14 protein-coding genes are annotated in these 15734 nt (G+C 72.1%); 4 read left to right on the top strand and 10 right to left on the bottom strand.

What is annotated here, in order from left to right:
• The first annotated feature begins 17 nt into the window (after nucleotides 1–17).
• Nucleotides 18–677 carry a bifunctional DNA primase/polymerase gene (locus OG242_RS24085; protein WP_405900131.1) on the top strand — a complete coding sequence of 220 codons (660 nt, stop codon included), beginning with the start codon at nucleotides 18–20 and terminating at the stop codon, nucleotides 675–677.
• A 73-nt stretch (nucleotides 678–750) separates the two neighbouring features.
• Here OG242_RS24085 and ftsY read toward each other — a convergent pair whose 3' ends face one another.
• Nucleotides 751–1950 carry a signal recognition particle-docking protein FtsY gene (gene ftsY, locus OG242_RS24080; RefSeq protein ID WP_405900130.1) on the bottom strand — a complete coding sequence of 400 codons (1200 nt, stop codon included), beginning with the start codon at nucleotides 1948–1950 and terminating at the stop codon, nucleotides 751–753.
• Nucleotides 1951–2074: 124 nt separating this feature from the next.
• Here ftsY and OG242_RS24075 point away from each other — a divergent pair, with 124 nt between their 5' ends.
• Nucleotides 2075–3454, top strand: coding sequence for a purine-cytosine permease family protein (locus OG242_RS24075; protein WP_405900129.1), 1380 nt, complete (start codon nucleotides 2075–2077; stop codon nucleotides 3452–3454).
• A gap of 67 nt (nucleotides 3455–3521) precedes the next feature.
• Here the strand turns inward: OG242_RS24075 and OG242_RS24070 are convergent, their stop codons facing one another.
• The 4 genes from OG242_RS24070 to OG242_RS24055 all read right to left on the bottom strand — a co-directional run bounded on the left by OG242_RS24070 (nucleotide 3522) and on the right by OG242_RS24055 (nucleotide 10064).
• Entirely contained in the window at nucleotides 3522–4946 is a 1425-nt protein-coding gene (locus OG242_RS24070; RefSeq protein ID WP_405900128.1) for a sugar porter family MFS transporter, read from the bottom strand.
• A 100-nt stretch (nucleotides 4947–5046) separates the two neighbouring features.
• Nucleotides 5047–8781, bottom strand: coding sequence for an AAA family ATPase (locus OG242_RS24065; RefSeq protein ID WP_405900127.1), 3735 nt, complete (start codon nucleotides 8779–8781; stop codon nucleotides 5047–5049).
• Nucleotides 8782–9134: 353 nt separating this feature from the next.
• Nucleotides 9135–9344, bottom strand: a complete 210-nt coding sequence (locus tag OG242_RS24060; RefSeq protein WP_018521386.1) for a hypothetical protein — start codon at nucleotides 9342–9344, stop codon at nucleotides 9135–9137.
• 438 nt (nucleotides 9345–9782) lie between these two features.
• The gene (locus OG242_RS24055) at nucleotides 9783–10064 is read right to left on the bottom strand and encodes an acylphosphatase (protein WP_026242487.1); all 282 of its coding nucleotides are present in this window, start codon (nucleotides 10062–10064) and stop codon (nucleotides 9783–9785) included.
• 144 nt (nucleotides 10065–10208) lie between these two features.
• Between OG242_RS24055 and OG242_RS24050 the strand changes: the two genes are divergently transcribed.
• Both OG242_RS24050 and OG242_RS24045 read left to right on the top strand, forming a co-directional pair.
• Complete coding sequence (locus OG242_RS24050; protein WP_405900126.1) at nucleotides 10209–11231, top strand: CAP domain-containing protein; 1023 nt, start codon at nucleotides 10209–10211, stop codon at nucleotides 11229–11231.
• A gap of 98 nt (nucleotides 11232–11329) precedes the next feature.
• Nucleotides 11330–11734, top strand: coding sequence for a winged helix-turn-helix transcriptional regulator (locus OG242_RS24045; RefSeq protein WP_405900125.1), 405 nt, complete (start codon nucleotides 11330–11332; stop codon nucleotides 11732–11734).
• On the opposite strand, the gene mutM is transcribed toward OG242_RS24045, so the two are convergent.
• The 5 genes from mutM to OG242_RS24020 form a co-directional block, all read right to left on the bottom strand.
• Nucleotides 11731–12591 carry a bifunctional DNA-formamidopyrimidine glycosylase/DNA-(apurinic or apyrimidinic site) lyase gene (mutM, locus tag OG242_RS24040; protein ID WP_405900124.1) on the bottom strand — a complete coding sequence of 287 codons (861 nt, stop codon included), beginning with the start codon at nucleotides 12589–12591 and terminating at the stop codon, nucleotides 11731–11733. The genes OG242_RS24045 and mutM overlap by 4 nt on opposite strands.
• Nucleotides 12592–12677: 86 nt before the next feature.
• Entirely contained in the window at nucleotides 12678–13502 is an 825-nt protein-coding gene (gene rnc / locus OG242_RS24035) for a ribonuclease III (protein ID WP_405900123.1), read from the bottom strand.
• 19 nt (nucleotides 13503–13521) lie between these two features.
• A complete protein-coding gene (gene rpmF / locus OG242_RS24030; RefSeq protein ID WP_003965982.1) occupies nucleotides 13522–13695 on the bottom strand; it encodes a 50S ribosomal protein L32 in 174 nt (57 codons plus the stop codon).
• Between the two features lie 2 nt (nucleotides 13696–13697).
• Nucleotides 13698–14306 carry a YceD family protein gene (locus OG242_RS24025; protein WP_405901711.1) on the bottom strand — a complete coding sequence of 203 codons (609 nt, stop codon included), beginning with the start codon at nucleotides 14304–14306 and terminating at the stop codon, nucleotides 13698–13700.
• 205 nt (nucleotides 14307–14511) lie between these two features.
• Nucleotides 14512–15672 carry a cell division initiation protein gene (locus tag OG242_RS24020; protein WP_405900122.1) on the bottom strand — a complete coding sequence of 387 codons (1161 nt, stop codon included), beginning with the start codon at nucleotides 15670–15672 and terminating at the stop codon, nucleotides 14512–14514.
• Nucleotides 15673–15734 lie beyond the last annotated feature (62 nt).

Genomic DNA, 15734 nt, shown 5'->3' with positions numbered 1-15734 from the left:
GACCCGTTGGAGGGGGCATGGGCTTCACGATCGGCATCCGCGAGATGCGCACCGGTGCACGACGTCGTGCCCGTGCCGCCGCCGGCAGCACCGCGGTGGCTGAGTACACGGGGCTGTGGGGCTGGGCCGTCGTGCCGGGGGCCCGCGCGGCGGACGGCGCCTGCTCCTGCGGGGACACCGGCTGCGCCGCCCCGGGCGCGCATCCGCTGGACTTCGCCCGCGAGGTGCCCGCGGGGGCCACGCTCGACGCGGTGGCGCGGGCCTGGGCCGAGGTGCCGGGCGCCTCGATGATGCTCCCCGTGGGCCGCGGCTTCGACGTGCTCGACGTGGCGGAGGCGGCCGGGCGCCGGGCCCTGGTGCGGATGGAGCGGATGGGTCTGCCGCTGGGCCCGGTCGCGGTGACCCCGCAGGGCCGCGCGCAGTTCTTCGTGGCGCCGGGCGCGGCCGAGGCGCTCCCCGGGCTGCTGTACCGGATGGGCTGGGACGACGCGGGGCTGGACCTGCGGGCGCTCGGCCCCGGCAGCCACATCACGGCGCCGCCCTCCGACCGGGGCGGGCTCGGACCGGTGCGCTGGCTGCGGCCGCCCGGCCTGGAGAGCGCGACGCCCCCGGAGGCCCGGCTGCTGCTCGGCACGCTGGCGTACCTCTGCCACCGGTGGGCGGCGCCCTGCGGCTGAGCCGCGTACCGCCCTGACAGCAGGAAGCCCGGCCGTACGAAGACGGCCGGGCTTCGAAGCTGCGCGGTGGGGGTCAGTCCCCGATCAGGGCGTCCACGAAGGCCTCCGGCTCGAACGGGGCCAGGTCGTCCGGGCCCTCGCCGAGTCCGACGAGCTTGACCGGCACGCCCAGCTCGCGCTGGACGGCGATGACGATGCCGCCCTTGGCGGTGCCGTCGAGCTTGGTGAGGACGATGCCGGTGATGTCGACGACCTCGGCGAAGACCCGCGCCTGGACCAGGCCGTTCTGCCCGGTGGTGGCGTCGAGGACGAGCAGCACCTCGTCGAGCGGGCCGTGCTTCTCGACGACCCGCTTGACCTTGCCCAGCTCGTCCATCAGGCCGGTCTTGGTGTGCAGCCGGCCGGCGGTGTCGATGAGCACGACGTCGGCGCCCTCGGCGATGCCCTCCTTGACGGCGTCGTAGGCGATGGACGCCGGGTCGCCGCCCTCGGGGCCGCGCACGGTGCGGGCGCCGACGCGCTCGCCCCAGGTCTGGAGCTGGTCGGCGGCGGCGGCGCGGAAGGTGTCGGCCGCGCCGAGCACGACGCTGCGGCCGTCGGCGACCAGCACCCGGGCCAGCTTGCCGGTGGTGGTGGTCTTGCCGGTGCCGTTGACCCCGACGACCATCACGACGCCGGGGGTCTCGAGACCGCCCTCCGTCTTCACGGCGCGGTCGAAGTCGGTACCGAGCAGGGTGAGCAGTTCCTCGCGCAGCAGGGCGCGCAGCTCCTCGGGGGTGCGGGTGCCGAGCACCCGGACGCGCTCGCGGAGGCGCTCGACCAGTTCCTGGGTGGGGGCGACGCCGACGTCGGCGGTGAGGAGGGTGTCCTCGATCTCCTCCCAGGTGTCCTCGTCGAGGTTGTCCCGGGACAGGAGCGCGAGGAGCCCCTTGCCGAGGGTGTTCTGCGAGCGGGCGAGGCGGGCCCGCAGCCGGACGAGCCGGCCGGCGGTGGGCTCGGGGACGTCGAGCGCGGGGGCGGCGGGCGCCTCGGGCTCCACGGTCTCCGGGGCGGCCTCGGCGGGCGGGGCCGCGACGTCCTCGATGGTGCGGCGCGATTCCTCGCGCGGCTCTTCGGCCTCCTCGCCGACATGGGGCTCGGCGGGAGGTGTGAGGGGCGGCGTGCTCGACGGCGCCGGGGGCAGCTGCTTCTTCTTGCGGCTGCTGACCACGAGCCCGCTGATCACGCCGACCGCGACCAGGGCGATGACTACAGCAAGGATGACGAATTCCATAACCCACCCAGTATCAGTCACCCGGGCCGGCAATCGGGGAAGGGACGGGCTCGGGGCAGGGCCGGAGGAGTACGTCCCGATCCGTTCGTTAAGCCCGGTATCCCGGAAAGGTACGATCCTGGCCGTGGAGACCCGTGGCCTGGAACCCGTGCCCGACGAGGCGCGGACCGGCCGGGTCCGGGCCCTCTTCCCCACCTGGGCCACGGCGAACATGACCGTGCTGCTCCTCACCGTCGGAGCGGGGCTCGTCGTGCTGAACGGGCTGAGTTTCCGGCAGGTGCTGGTGGCGGCGGTCGTGGCGCCCCTGGTCTCGTTCGGCCTGGTGGGTTTCGTCTCGGTGGCCGGGAAGCGCGGCGGCGCCCCAGGAATGGCGCTGTCGCGGGCGGTTTTCGGCCAACGCGGCAATCTGGCGCCCGGTGCGCTGATCTGGGTGGCGCGGTGGGGCTGGGAGACGATGAACGCGGTCACCGGGGCGTACGCCCTGCTGACCGTGGGCCATGTGCTGTTCGGCGTCCGGAGCACGACCGCGCTGATCATGGCGACGCTGCTCGCCTTCGTCGCGGGCAGCTTTCTGCTGTCGGGGCTGGGGCTGCGGGCGCTGCGGGTGTGCTGCACCTGGTCGGCGTACCTCTTCGGCGCCTTCAGCGTGCTCGTTCTGGTGCATCTGGCCGGGTCGGTGCCGTGGCGCGCGGTGCTGGACCGGCCGCCGGGCCCGGTGTCGATGGTGATCGCGGGGATCGGCACGCTGACGGCCGGCGGGATCAGCTGGGCGCCGTCCGGGCCGGACTTCACCCGCTATCTGCCGCGCGGCGCCCCGGGCCGGGCCATGGTCGCGGTCACGGTGGGCGGGGCGCTGGTGGTGCTGGTGCCGCTGGTGGTGATGGGGGCGGTGATGGCGGTGCGTACGCCGGAGCTCGCCGTCACCAGCGATCCGGTCTCGTTCATCGGCGTACTGCTGCCGACCTGGCTCTCCGTCCCGTACCTGGTCGTGGCGGTCAGCGGCATGGTGCTCATCAACGCGCTGTCGATGTACTCGGCCGGCTTCACCGCGCAGACCCTCGGCTTCACGGTTCCGCGCGCCTGGGCCGTCGGGGTGAACGCGGCGATCAGCCTGTTCCTGGGGGCGCTCCTGATGATGGTGGCGAGCAGTTTCATCGAGGCGTTCGTCTCCTTCCTGCATCTGCTCGCGGTGACGTTCTCCGCCTGGATCGGGGTGTTCGTCACGGACATGCTGCGCGGCCGCGCGTACGACCCGGTGGCGCTGATGGACACCGGTCCGGGTGGCGCGTACTGGTACGCGGGAGGCGTCGCGTGGTCCGCCGTCGCGGCCTGGGCCGCGGGTCTCGCGGCGGGGCTGCTGTTCACCGGTGCGGAGTGGTTCACCGGCCCCCTCGCCGGCACCTGGCCGGGCCGCAGCGGCCTGGGCTGGGCGGTCACGGTGCTCGTCTCGGGCGGTCTGTACGCGATGCTGCCGCGCCCGGGCCGCCCGGCGGCCGCCGGCTGAGCCGCGTACGGCCCCGCTCGTCCGGTGCGAGCGGGGCCGTACGGTTCCGAGGAGGGGCGGCGGGGAGTCAGCCCATCTCCTCCAGCGTCTTGCCCTTGGTCTCCTTCACGAACTTGATGACGAACGGGATCGAGAGCGTGGCGAAGCAGGCGTAGATGATGTACGTGGCCGAGAGGTTCCAGTCGGCGAGGCTCGGGAAGCTCGCGGTGATCGCCCAGTTGGCGATCCACTGCGCCGAGGCGGCGACGCCGAGCGCGGCGGCGCGGATGCGGTTGGGGAACATCTCGCCGAGGAAGACCCAGACCACCACACCCCACGACAGGGCGAAGAAGAGAACGAAGACGTGGGCGGCGGCGAGGGCGACCGCGCCCTGGGCGGTCGGGAGCTTGCCGTCGACCAGGTCGGCGGAGAAGGCCCACGCCTCGAAGGCGAGGGCGACGGCCATGCCGCAGGAGCCGACGAGGGCGAGCGGACGGCGGCCGACGCGGTCCACCAGGATCATCGCGATGACGGTACCGATGATGTTGACGATCGACGTGGTGAACGACCAGAAGAAGGAGTCGGTGGGGTCGATGCCGACGGACTGCCACAGGGTCGCCGAATAGTAGAACGCCACGTTGATGCCGACGAGCTGCTGGAACACCGAGAGGCCGATGCCGACCCAGACGATGGGCAGGAAGCCGAAGCGGCTGCCGAGCAGGTCCTTGAAGGTGGACTTGTGCTCCCGGCGCATCGCGGTCTCGATCTCCTCGACGCGCGCGTCGAGGTCGACGTCCTTGCCCTCGACCTCTTCGAGGATCTCCCGGGCCCGCTCCCGCTTGCCGACGGAGAGCAGGAAGCGCGGCGACTCGGGGATGGCGAACGAGAGCAGCCCGTAGAGGATGGCGGGCACGACCATCACCCCGAGCATCCACTGCCAGGCCTCGAGCCCGCCGATCTTGCCGCGCTGGTCGCCGTCGGCGAGCTGCAGGATGCCGTAGTTGACGAGCTGGGAGATGGCGATGCCGATGACGATCGCGGCCTGCTGGAACGAGCCGAGCCGGCCCCGGTAGGCGGGCGGCGAGACCTCGGCGATGTACGCCGGGCCGATCACCGAGGCCATGCCGATCGCGAAGCCGCCGATGATGCGCCACATCGCCAGGTCCCAGAGCGCGAACGGGAGCGCGGAGCCCACGGCGCTGATGGTGAACAGGACGGCGGCGATCTGCATGCAGCGGATGCGCCCGATGCGGTCGGCGATGCGGCCGGCCGTGGCGGCGCCGATCGCGCAGCCGATCAGCGCGATGGCGATGACCTGGGCGAGCGTGCCGGAGCCGATGTCGTACCGGTGGCGGATCGCCTCGACCGCCCCGTTGATCACGGAGCTGTCGTAGCCGAACAGGAAGCCGCCCATCGCGGCCGCGGCGGTGATGAAGATGACATGGCCGAGGTGGTCCGGATGGGCCGATCGGGCCCCGGACTCCGGTCCTGGTCCTGGCGATGTACTGGTCACGTAAGGCCTCCCTGGCGCGGGGCCGCGGCATCGGACATGGGTGAACTGATCTCAAGTGGCGCACAACATCGGCCCCGCCACCACTCGGGTACCCCCGCGCTCAGCGAAGACGCTGGCTGATCACCTTGGAGACGCCGTCGCCCTGCATCGAGACGCCGTACAGCGCGTCGGCGACCTCCATCGTCCGCTTCTGATGCGTGATCACGATGAGCTGCGAGCTCTCCTGGAGCTCCTCCATGATCCGGATCAGCCGCTGGAGGTTCGTGTCGTCGAGCGCCGCCTCGACCTCGTCCATCACATAGAACGGACTCGGCCTCGCCTTGAAGATCGAGACCAGCAACGCCACCGCCGTCAGGGACCTTTCCCCGCCGGACAGCAGGGAGAGCCGCTTGACCTTCTTGCCCGGCGGCCGGGCCTCGACGTCCACACCGGTGGCCAGCATGTTGCCGGGATCGGTGAGGATCAGCCGCCCCTCACCGCCCGGGAAGAGCCGCGAGAAGACGCCCTCGAACTCGCGCGCGGTGTCCCGGTACGCCTCCGTGAACACCTGCTCCACCCGCTCGTCGACCTCCTTGACGACCTGGAGCAGATCGGCCCGGGTCTTCTTCAGGTCCTCCAACTGCTCGGAGAGGAACTTGTGCCGCTCCTCCAGCGCGGAGAACTCTTCGAGGGCGAGCGGATTCACCTTCCCGAGTTGCTGGTACGCCCGTTCGGCCGACTTGAGCCGCTTCTCCTGCTCGGCCCTGACGAAGGGCCTGGGCTGGTTACGGGGATGCTCCGGGTCCTCCGGCAGCTCCTCGCCCTCGGCGGGCGGGGACGGCGGCACCGGCTGGTCGGGGCCGTACTCCGCGACCAGACCGGCCGGCTCGACGCCCAGCTCCTCCAGCGCCTTCGTCTCCAGCTGCTCCATCCGCAGCCGCTTCTCGGCACCGAGCACCTCGCCCCGGTGCACCGAGTCCGTCAGCTTGTCGAGCTCCCCCTTGAGGTCGCGGCCCCGCAGCCGCTCGGCCGCCAGCTCCCGCTCCCGCTCGCCCTTCGACGCCTCGGCCGCCACCCGCTCCTGCTCCGCCCGTACGACGGACACCTCGACGTGCGCCAGCAGCTGCCGGGCACCCGAGGCCACGGCAGCGGCCACCTCCGCCTCGTGGCGCAGCCGGGCGCGCCGCTGCTCGGCCCTGGACCGCGCCTCGCGCTCGGTGCGCGCGGCCCGGTCCAGGGAGTCGGCGCGCCCGGCTAGCGCCTTGACGCGTTCCTCGTGGGTGCGGACCTGGAGGCGGGCCTCCATCTCGGTCTGGCGGGCGTTGGCGCCGTCGGCAGCGAGTCGGTCGCGCACGGCGGTGTCCGGTTCGTCGTCGGCACCGTCCCCGGCCGCCTCCTCGGCGACGAGCAGCCGCTCGGCCAGCTCCTCCGCCTCCTCGGTGGCCCGCTCCAGCGCCTCCTGGGCCCGGGCGGCGGAGGCGTCCATGCGCTCGGCCTCACCGGCGGCGCCCCGCGCCTGGCCGGCCAGGCGGCCGAGCTGCTGGGCCACCCCGGACCGCTCCCGCTCGACGGCCCGGCGCCGCTCCCCCAGCTCCTCGACGAGCGCCGCCGAAGCGGTCCGCCGCTCGGCCGCGAGCCGCTGGGCCTCGGCGAGTCCGGTGCAGCGCACGGCCAGCCCGTCGAGCTCGGCGGCCGCCTCGTCCACGGACGCCTGCACTTCGAGCAGGCTGGGCGCCCCGGCGGAACCGCCGTGCGCGAAGTGGGCGGAGAGCAGATCGCCCTCGGCGGTCACCGCGGTCAGCCCGGGATGCCCGGCGACCAGGTCCTCGGCGTCCTCCAGGGTCGCGACGACCACCATGTCCCGCACCAGCCTGCGGACAGCGGCCACCAGTTCGACGGGGCCGGTGACCAGGTCGGCGACGGGGGCGGCGGAGCCGCCGGTGGGGGCGAGGCCCCGCACGGTGTGTACGGGGTCCGGCGCCCGCGTCGCCGCTGCGGCCTCCGCTGCTCCCCCGCCCTCCGGGCCCGGGCCGGGAAGCGCGACGTGCGTGGCGGCCCCGTGGTGCGGCGGGTGTGCGGAGGTGCCCTGGCCGGGTACGTGCCCGGTCGCGTCGCCGTCCCCGATGGCGGCCCGCGCCGGCCCACCCAGCAGCAGCGCCGCGCGGCCCGCGTCCTGTTTGCGCAGGAGCCGGATCGCCTCCGCCGCCGTGGCCGGGTCCGCGACCGCCACGGCGTCGGCCGCCGCGCCCAGTGCCGCCGCCACCGCGACCTCGTGGCCCGGGGCCACGGTCAGCAGTTCGGCGGCGGGGCCGAGCAGGCCGGCGAGCTGGTCGCGGGCGCCGAGCAGCGCCCCCGTACCGTCCTTGCGCCGCAGCCCGAGGGCCAGCGCGTCGTGCCGGGCGGCGACGGCGGCGCGCTGCCGTTCGGCGGCGGTGGCCTCCTCGCGGGCCCGGGAGAGCGCGGCCTCGGCCTCCTTCAGCTCGCGCCGGGCCGCGTCGTGCTGTTCGCCGAGCTCCGTGTCGCCGGCGTCCAGGCCGTCGACCTCGGCCTTCAGCTGCTCGTACTCCTCCTGGGCCGCGACGGCCCGCTCCCGCGCCTCGTCACGCGAGGCGGACAGCCGGTCGATCTCCGCCTGGGCCGAACCGGCGCGGCTGCGGGCGGCGTTGACCTGGCCGTGGAGCCGGGCGAGCCCTTCGCGGCGGTCGGCCAGGGCGCGGGCGGCGTCCTTGAGCCGGCGCTCCTCGGCGGCCAACTCCCGCTCCAGCTCCTGGCGGTGGGAGGCGGTGTCGTCGAGCGCGTGCTCCGCCGCCTCCAGGGCCGCGGTCAGCTCGGCCTCCTGCTCGCGGACACGGGCGGCCTCGCGCTCCATGTCCTCGGGGTCGCGGCCGCGGCGCTCCTCCTCGGGCGGCGCGGTGGCGCTCTTCACCCGGGCGTCGGCCAGCGAGATCGTGCCGCGTACCCGCTCGGCCAGCTGCGACAGCTCGTACCAGGTCTGCTGGGCGCGCTGGAGGCGCGGGGTCAGCCGACGTACCGCGTCCTCCAGTTCGGCCTCGCGGGCGAGGGCCGCCTTGAGTTCCGCCTCGGCCGCCTCCCGGCGCTGCCTGAGCGCGGCCTCGTCGGCGATCTCGCTGCGCAGGGCGGTGCGCAGGGTCACCAGGTCGTCGGCGAGGAGGCGCAGCCGGGCGTCGCGCAGGTCGGCCTGGATGACAGCGGCCCGGCGGGCCACGGCCGCCTGCCGGCCCAGCGGTTTCAGCTGCCGCCGCAGCTCGTCGGTGAGGTCCTGGACCCTGGCCAGGTTCGCCCCCATCGCGTCCAGCTTCCGCAGCGCCTTCTCCTTGCGCTTGCGGTGCTTGAGGACCCCGGCCGCCTCCTCGATGAAGGCGCGGCGCCCCATCGGGTCGGCGTGCAGGACGGAGTCCAGCTGGCCCTGGCCGACGATGACGTGCATCTCGCGGCCGATGCCGGAGTCGGAGAGGAGTTCCTGGATGTCGAGCAGCCGGCAGGTGTCGCCGTTGATCTGGTATTCGCTGCCGCCGTTGCGGAACATGATCCGCGTGATGGTGACCTCGGCGTACTCGATGGGCAGGGCGCCGTCGGAGTTGTCGATGGTCAGCGAGACCTCGGCGCGGCCCAGCGGCGGCCGGCCGGTGGTCCCGGCGAAGATCACGTCCTCCATCTTGCCGCCGCGCAGCGATTTCGCGCCCTGTTCCCCCATGACCCAGGAGAGCGCGTCCACCACATTGGACTTGCCCGATCCGTTGGGCCCGACGACGCAGGTGATACCGGGTTCGAAGCGCAGGGTCGTGGCGGAGGCGAACGACTTGAAACCGCGCAGGGTCAGGGCCTTGAGGTGCACGCCGCCGGACTCTACCTTTCACTCTCGGTTTCGCCGCTGAAGGTGCAGGGCACATCAGACGGTAAGGGAAGGGGTGTACGTCCGGGGCGGGACCTGCGCGAGTCCGGGGGAAAAGAAAGAAGGGACGCCGAAGCGTCCCCTGTAATTCTGCGGAACAGTTGTCGTCGCACAGGCAGCCGGGCATGCGGACGTGCTTTACCGGATCAATGACGAGGCGGAGGAGACGCGGATCAACGCAATCCGGCAATGCTCCGGCCTGCGGTATTGATCCTCAATGATCCGGTGGTGATCCGGCGATGTGCCCGTGCGATCGGCGCGTGGCCCGACCGGCCCCTGGGGGCCTTCAGGCCGGGTCAGGTGAGCGCCGGCTCCGCCTGGGGTACGTCGATGTCGATGCTGTCGAGCAGCGACTGGTGCTGGGCGGCGGCGTTGAGCGCGTCGTTCTCGTCCTGAATCCGTACGAGCTCGGATTCGAGGTCCTGGACGCGCTGCTGGAGCCGTCGCATCTCGGCGAGGAGTCGCGGGTCGGAACCGCCGACATAACCGAGAAGCGCCTTTGCCATGATGGATGGTCCTCCACAATGAGTGACCGACCGATGCGGTGTGGGTCGTGAGGGATCGCACCCGCGGTGCTCGGCAGTGCTCTGTTGTCACTGCTGTTCTGCTGCCTACCAGCTCTGCCGAACAGCTAAGGTGCGCGGGGATTTCAGAGTCTCACCAAAAAGTTTGACGGTCAACACGATCACACCCCGCAGACGCGGGCGTCCCGGGGGCGCGCGGCGAGACGATCATGCGGCGCGACTCTCCGACGGGGCCCTCAGGGGTACGGAGATCATCCTTTGGGCGGCAGCCTGACATGCCAGCCGAATCTTGGCAACCATCGGAACATTCCGCAGGTCATTTCATGTGTACGCGCGACGGGGGCGCCCGTGGTCACCCCTCGCCGCGCATCGGACACGGGCCGGATACGGACCCTTTCAAAGGCCCGTCCGCAGGCCTTCTCAGCGGATCGCGAATCCCTCGTATCCACCGCGCGGCGTGTCCCAGATCTCAGTGACGCCGTCGACGCGGCCGGGTGTGTCGTCCGAGCGCAGCCAGTCCAGAAGACGGTGGCAATTCTCACGCCGGCCCTCGGCCACGACCTGCACCCTGCCGTCGTCGAGATTGAGGGCGAAACCGGTGAGGCCCCCGATCTCCAAAGCGTTTGCCCTGGTGAACCAGCGGAACCCTACTTGCTGTACTCGGCCGCGTACCCAAGCGGTGAGTCGTACATCTTCGTTCATGCCCGAACGCTAACTGGCCACATGCTTTCGGAGCACTTGTCGGCGAAACGCCATGGCGTACAGTCCCCTCGCAAAAGCTTCACTCGTTCGGGTGAGCATGGTGGCGTCGAAAACGGCGTCCAGGTCGTCAGAAGGGCACAGCAGATGGGACGCCATCGACGCGGCGCCGCAGCCCCCGCCGCTGAGGAACAGGTGGACGGGGCCGCGGGCCGGCACCGGGGGGCAGGCCGCAGGAAGCGGTCGGCGATCCCCGTGCGCACCGGACTGATAGGCGTCTCGGCGGCCATGGCCGTCGGAGCGGTCGCCGTGGCCTCGGGTCTGCTGCCCGGCGGCGACAGCTACACCGTGGGCGGCGGTCCGGCCGCCGACCAGGTGCGGTCCCAGGCCGCCCCGGACCTGCTCACCCAGGGCGGCGCGACCACCTCGCCCGCCGACCGCTCCTCCGCTTCGGCCACCGCGAGCCGCGGCACCGACCGCTCCGCGGCACCGAAGAAGTCGCGTTCCGCCACGTCGGACCCGTCGGAGTCGGCCTCGCCCGCCGCCTCGCACTCGGCGTCCGCGTCGGCCTCCCCTTCCGCCTCGCACGCGAAGCCGGCCGCGCCGTCCAAGTCGCCGGCCGGGAAGAAGTCCGCCGCCGGGAAGACGACGTCGCCCAAGAAGAAGGAGACGGCCGCGCCCTCCTCCTCGGCGCCGAAGGCCGCGGCCACAAATGCCGCGAAGACCTCGGCGCCGGCCGCCCCGAAGTCCTCCGCACCGGCCCCCTCGAAGAGCAGCACGCCGAGCGCCACCGCCGCCTCGGCCCAGGCCGCGATCCTGGCCCTGGTCAACGAGGAGCGCGGCAAGGTCGGGTGCAGCCCGGTCACGGCGAGCTCGTCGCTGGCCTCGCTCGCCCAGAACTTCAGCGACGACATGGCGACGCGCGGCTTCTTCGACCACACGGACCCGGACGGCAAAACCCCGTGGGACCGGGCGGACGCGGCCGGTGTCCCGGGCCTCGGCGGCGAGAACATCGCCCGCGGCCAGGCCGACGCGCAGGCCGTGATGGACGCCTGGATGAACAGCGACGGCCACCGAGCAAACATTCTCAATTGCGACTACAAGACGCTCGGCGTGGGCGTCCACTTCGGGGCCGGCGGCCCCTGGTGGACCCAGGACTTCGGCTTCTGACCCGCGCCACCGCCGTACGCACCACCCGTACGCCCCACTCGCTCTCCCCAGGATCGCACTGACTCAGGGAAAGCGCTGTGCGGGCGTACGCTGGTTTCATGGACCAGAGCACCGCACCGGAGACGTCGGCGACGGACGACCTGCCCTTCGACGTGTTCTCCAAGCAGTGCCCCTCGCGCGGCCTGCTGGAACACGCCACCGGCCGCTGGGGCGCCCTCACGCTCGGCGCCCTGTACGAGGAGAGCCTGCGCTTCAACGCGCTGCGCCGCCGGGTCGACGGGGTGAGCGAGAAGATGCTGTCCCAGACCCTGCACGCGCTGGAGCGCGACGGTCTGGTGCACCGCGAGGCCCAGCTCGTCAATCCGCCCCGCGTCGACTACGAGCTGACGCCGCTGGGCCAGGAGGTCGCGGAGCGGCTGCTCGGCCTCATCCACTTCGTCGAGGGCCGGATGCCCGAGGTCCTCGCGGCCCGCGCGCGCTACGACGAGGCCCGCGAAGACTAGGGCGCGACGCGCGGCGGGCGCTGGCAGCGGGGGCAGTAGTAGCTGGACCGGTTCATCCAGGGGCGTCGCGCCATCGCCGTACCGCAGCGGTGGCAGGGCTCGCCCTCGCGGCCGTAGGCGTCGAGCGACCGGTCGAAGTAGCCCGACTCGCCGTTCACGTTCACGTAGAGGCTGTCGAAGCTGGTGCCGCCCTGGGCCAGCGCCGCGTCCATGACGTCGCGGACGTGGCCGAGCAGTTCGGCGGACTTGGGGCGGGTGAGCGTCGCGGTCGGCCGGTCGTAGTGGAGCCGGGCACGCCAGAGCGCCTCGTCCGCGTAGATGTTGCCGACCCCGCTGATCAGCGACTGGTCGAGCAGGGCGCGCTTGACCGTGGTGCGGCGCAGCCGGAGCGCCGTGTGGAAGGCGGCGTCGTCGAAGGCCGGGTCCAGGGGGTCGCGGGCGATGTGCGCGATGACGTCGGGCAGTCCGTCGGGGGTGTTCTCGTGGAGCGAGAGGCCGCCGAACGTGCGCTGGTCGACGAAGCGGAGCTCGGTGCCGACCGCGTCGGCGAACCTGATCCTGATCCGCAGGTGCTTCTCGTCGGGCGCCCCCTCGGGCTGGACGAGGAGCTGGCCGCTCATGCCGAGGTGGCCCAGGAGCGAGCCGGCCTCCTCGTCGAGCGGCACCCAGAGGTACTTGCCCCGGCGCATCGCGGTCCCGAACCGCGCCCCGGTCAGCCGGGCCGCGAAGTCCACGCCGCCCGCGAGGTGGCGGCGGACCGCGCGCGGGTGCAGGACCTCGACCTCACCGGCGGTCCGTCCGGCGACCCAGCGCTCCAGACCTCGGCGGACGACTTCGACCTCGGGCAGTTCGGGCACGGACGGCTCCTGGGGTGGGACGCGACGGGGGTACACGGACACGGAGAACCCCCCGGTGCACGGCGGCACCGGGGGGTTCTCGCAGGTCAGGCCGGAGCGACGTCCGTGGACGGCGACGGGTCGGCAGGGGTGTCGGCGGCCCCTCCGTCGGCAGCGGCCTTCGCCGCCGCCCCCCGCGCTTCCGCGGCGGCGCTGATCTCGCGCCAGGCGGACTCCGCCGCCTGCTGCTCCGCTTCCTTCTTGCTACGGCCGGTGCCGGTGCCGTACGAGACACCACCGACGCGGGCGGCAGCGGTGAAGGTCTTCTCGTGGTCCGGGCCGGTCTCCGTGACGAGGTACTCGGGGACTCCGAGGCTCTCGCTCGCGGTGAGCTCCTGGAGGCTGGTCTTCCAGTCCAGGCCGGCGCCGAGGTTCGAGGACCTGTCGATCAGCGGATCGAAGAGCCGGTGGACCAGCTCCGATGCCGCATCGAGGCCCTGATCGAGATAGACCGCGCCGATCACCGCTTCAAGGGTGTCGGCGAGGATGGAAGCCTTGTCCCGGCCACCCGTGCCCTCTTCACCGCGGCCGAGCCGGATGAAGGAGCCGAGTTCTAGGCCGCGGCCCACCTCAGCAAGCGCACGCGAGTTGACCACCGCGGCCCGCAACTTGGCCAGCTGGCCTTCGGGCAGGTCGGGGTGGGTGCGGTACAGCGTGTCCGTGACCACCAGGCCGAGCACGGAGTCCCCGAGGAACTCCAGTCGCTCGTTGGTGGGCAGACCGCCGTTCTCGTACGCGTACGAACGGTGGGTCAGCGCACGCACCAGAAGGGCGGACTCGAGTTGGTACCCGAGCCGCCCTTCCAGAAGCGTGTGGGACGAGGCTGTGTTGACGTTGTCTGCCTGCTTCTTGGCGTGGGACAACTCAGACATCGGGCCTCTCACCAGCCGCTCAGACCTCGAGGACCTGGCGCTTGTTGTACGTGCCGCAGCTGGGGCACGCGATGTGCTGCAGCTTCGGCTCCTGGCAGCGCTCGCACGAAACCAGGGTGGGGACCGCAGCCTTCCACTGCGACCGGCGGTGGCGCGTGTTGCTGCGCGACATCTTCCGCTTCGGAACAGCCACGGCTACTTCTCCTGCTTCTTGTCGACGCCGGGTGCGGCGCCGCCCATGTTGTCCTTCTCGCCGTCCTGAATGGTCTCGGCGAGTCCTTGCAGTGCCGCCCAACGAGCGTCGGCGGCATCATGGTGGTGGCCGGGATTCTCGTCCAGCCCGACTCCGCACTCGGAGCACAGACCGGCACAGGATTCCTTGCACACCGGCTGCATCGGCAGTGCGAGCACCACCGCATCACGCAGCACCGGCTCGAGGTCGAACAAGCCGTCCTCGAGAAAAAGCCTGTCCTCGTCGTCCTCGGCGTCGTCGACCGGGTCCGCGGGCTTGCCGTGGTTCCGGTCATCGGCGTCAGGGTACGAGAACATCTCCTGGAAGTCCGCCTCGACCTCGCGGTTCAGCGGCTCCAGACACCTTACGCACTCCCCCTCGACCGCCGCACGGGCGGTCCCGGTGACGAGCACGCCCTCCATGACGGATTCGAGACGGAGGTCGAGCTTCACCGGAGCGCCCTCGGGGACTCCGATGACGTCGGCGATCCCGAGATCGGCGGGGGCGTCCGCCGTGCGGGTCAGCCGCTTCATGGCACCCGGACGCCGGCCCAGCTCGTGCGTGTCGAACACGAGGGGGTTTCGGTGGTCGAGCTGGCCGTTCAGGGCTTTTCCTGCTTTCGGATCGAACGCGTCACGCGTGGTGTGGGAGGGGCCGACCGGTCCGGAGTCGAAGCGGGCAGCCGGGATCGCGGACATACGCGCGACCGAAGAGCCAGGATACTGGACGCACCGCCCAGCTCCCAATCCGGGCCCGGACGTATCCCCGGCCGGCCGGTCAGCGCTCCTGTTCGTACCGGCGCAGCTGGTCCAGGTCGATCATGCTGGTGTCGAACAGGCTGGTCTCGTCCAGGGCGCCCTCGCCGTGCTGCTGGAGGGGCTGCTGGGACTGGACGGGCTGCTGCCAGGCCTCGTAGCCGCCCTGGGCCTGCATCGCGTGCTGCGCCTGGCCCTGGTCGTAGCCCTGCTGCTGGTAGGCGGCGTACGGGTCGGGCTGCTGCTGGTAGCCGTAGACATCCTGCTGGGCGTGCTGGTCCTGGTACGCGTCCTGCTGCGGCTGGTTCTGATACGCGTCCTGCTGCGGCTGGTTCTGGTACGCCTCCTGCTGCGGCTGGTCCTGATAGCCGTAGCCCTGTGCGTACTGCGGTTCCGGCCGGCCGTACTGCGGCTCGGCCTGGTGCGGGATCTGGAGCGGCTGCGGGGCGGCCACCTCGGCCAGTCCGGCCCAGTGGTCCTCGTCGCTGGTGTGCCCCTGCTCACCGGCCGCGTCCTGGGCGGCGATGTGCGCGCCGAGCTCGTCGGTGGCGACCCGGCCGTGCAGCTTCTGCCGGCCCCGGCCGACGGCCTCCAGGGTCTTGGCGAGCACCGCCTCGAAGGCGCCGAACTTGGTGTCCACGTACGCGTCGGCGCGCTGCCTGAGCGTCTCCGGGTCGGCGCTGCGCTCCGGGGCCTCGGCGAAGTCGGGGTCCTCGTAGCCCTGCTCGTCGAAGCCCTGGCCGCGGCCGAGGAGCTTCTCGCGGCCGCGGTCGACGGAGCCGATGGTCTTGGTGAGGACGACCTCGAAGTTGGCGAGCTTGCTGTCGACGTACTCGTCGGCGTCGGCGCGGACCTCGTCGGCCTCCTTGCGGGCCTCGGTGAGGATCCGGTCGGCCTCGGCCTGGGAGCGCCGGGCGATCTCGGTGTCGGAGATCAGGGCGGTGCGCTCGGCGTGGGCGTTCTCGATGATGCGGCCGGCCTCCTGGCGGGCCTGTTCGACGAGCTGCTCGTGGCCGCCGATGACCTCGGCGGCCTGGGCGAGCGAGCCGGGCAGGGCCTCGCGCACCTCTTCGAGCATCGCGAGCAGTTCGGCGCGGTTGACCACGCAGGACGCCGACATGGGCATGGACCGGGCGTTCCCGACCGTGTCGACGATCTCGTCGAGCTTCTTCTGCACGTCCACCGTGTGCTCGCCACTCTCTACTGCCGGTTGGAGACGGACGGGACGACTGTACGGCCAGTCGG

Source organism: Streptomyces sp. NBC_00727 (assembly GCF_045161745.1).
Taxonomy (GTDB): domain Bacteria; phylum Actinomycetota; class Actinomycetes; order Streptomycetales; family Streptomycetaceae; genus Streptomyces.
The sequence above is the reverse complement of the archived record's forward strand: the minus strand, read 5'-3'. Positions and strand labels throughout refer to the sequence as shown.

Excerpts from the sequence above, each read along its gene's own strand:
- OG242_RS24085 (WP_405900131.1), top strand. The coding sequence starts at position 18 with ATGGGCTTCACGATCGGCATCCGCGAGATGCGCACCGGTGCACGACGT.
- OG242_RS24055 (WP_026242487.1), bottom strand. The coding sequence starts at position 10,064 with ATGAACGAAGATGTACGACTCACCGCTTGGGTACGCGGCCGAGTACAG.
- OG242_RS24050 (WP_405900126.1), top strand. The coding sequence starts at position 10,209 with ATGGGACGCCATCGACGCGGCGCCGCAGCCCCCGCCGCTGAGGAACAG.
- OG242_RS24045 (WP_405900125.1), top strand. The coding sequence starts at position 11,330 with ATGGACCAGAGCACCGCACCGGAGACGTCGGCGACGGACGACCTGCCC.
- ftsY (WP_405900130.1), bottom strand. The coding sequence starts at position 1,950 with ATGGAATTCGTCATCCTTGCTGTAGTCATCGCCCTGGTCGCGGTCGGC.
- OG242_RS24060 (WP_018521386.1), bottom strand. The coding sequence starts at position 9,344 with ATGGCAAAGGCGCTTCTCGGTTATGTCGGCGGTTCCGACCCGCGACTC.
- rnc (WP_405900123.1), bottom strand. The coding sequence starts at position 13,502 with ATGTCTGAGTTGTCCCACGCCAAGAAGCAGGCAGACAACGTCAACACA.